Genomic DNA, 1,476 nt, shown 5'->3' with positions numbered 1-1,476 from the left:
GCGTAACTATTCAGCGGCAGTCAGAGGCGAAACGACGAATCCGGCAAAGCTCAACGCCAGCGCATTGATCAGCGAACGGTTCTGTTTGCGCAGAGTGGCCAGGTAGGAGCGGATCGTACAGAACGCCTGCATGCCCGATTCCGAGCGGAAACAGCCGGAGATTTTCTGTTTGAGCTTGGGCATGCGGATATCGCGTTCGGCCTGGTTATTGTCGAACGGCACCCGGTGATCGGCAATGAAGCGCCACACCTCGGTCGCCTGCAGATGCAGCCGCCGGACCAGATTGCAGGTAAAGCTTTGTCTGATCCTGCCGCGCAACTCCACGCGTTCAGGCGCGCGAGCCTGTGTCGGATTAAGCTTGCGCGCCTGGGCGATCAGGGCCCGAGCGCGTCGCCTGTAATAGCGTTGCCGCGATGGATCCAGCGCCGTGTTGCCGCAGGCCGCGCTGCGGTCGACCTCGCGTTTGGCCTGGCAAAGCAGATTGATCATCTGCTGGGCCCAGGGTTGTTGCGTCGACTCCGCGACGAACACCAGTTCGCGCAGATGATGAGCGTTGCACAGCGCATGTTCGCACTCATAGGCAGCGTATGGCCTCCAGCCGTCGTGTACCGCGACGCCCTTAAAACCGGGAAGGATGCCGAAGCTGTCGAGCGCCTCGCGACCGCGCTTGCGATGGGCGCCATACCAACTCAACGTACGGGTCGAGGCAAGATGCAGCCAGTAGGGCATACGACTGACGCGCATGCAGCTCTCATCGAAATGCACCACGGGCTGCTCGCGTAACGCCTCGTTGATCTGCCTGACTGCCGGCGCCAGCAGGCGGGCAGCCTCATCGATGCTCTGCTGCACCGTGCCCGTACTCACGCGCAGACCGAACAGATCTCCCAGTGCCTGAACCGTACGCGCCACCGGCAACTGCTGGTACTGCGTCAGATAGACGGCCGCCGCCCGGATCTGGGGACCGTACTGCACCGCCTGGCTCACGCCCTCGGGAAACATCCCCGAATGGCGCTTGCCGCAGGCGCACTGCGCGACCTGGACGCGATGCTCGGTCACCTCGAAACGCGTGGGCGGCAGATCGATCACCTGACGGCCTTCGGGTAAGACGGTGATGCGGGCGGATTCGATCTGCTGGCCGCATGCATCGCACACCGGCGCCACCGGATGAATCTTGATGTGATCAGGCTGAGCCACGCGTTTGAGCGTCTTGCCCTTGTGCCCGGGTTGCGCGCCGGGCCTGGCGCCGCTCGTGCCACGCAATGACTTCGGTTTGCGCCGCGGCCCATCGCCTGACGGCGGCTTGCTGGAGTTATGGCTGTCCTTCTCAAGCTTTGCCTCAAGCTCGTTCAGACGCCTCACCAGATCAACGATGAGTGCGTCCTTCTGCTCCGGTGTCAGGTCCTTGATGTCAGGCATCTTCGTCATGTCCTTCACTATGCACAGCCTGGTAGCAGTTTACAAGCGCTGAATAGTTAC

1 protein-coding gene is annotated in these 1,476 nt (G+C 62.2%); it reads right to left on the bottom strand.

What is annotated here, in order from left to right; all coding sequences use genetic code 11:
• Positions 1-6 precede the first annotated feature (6 nt).
• On the bottom strand, positions 7-1,425 hold the full coding sequence (gene tnpC, locus PQR40_RS38920; RefSeq protein ID WP_408341283.1) for an IS66 family transposase: 1,419 nt from the start codon (positions 1,423-1,425) through the stop codon (positions 7-9).
• Positions 1,426-1,476 lie beyond the last annotated feature (51 nt).

It is taken from the genome of Paraburkholderia sediminicola (assembly GCF_046026855.1).
Lineage (GTDB): Bacteria > Pseudomonadota > Gammaproteobacteria > Burkholderiales > Burkholderiaceae > Paraburkholderia > Paraburkholderia sediminicola_A.
This window is presented reverse-complemented; position numbering and strand designations above follow the sequence as displayed.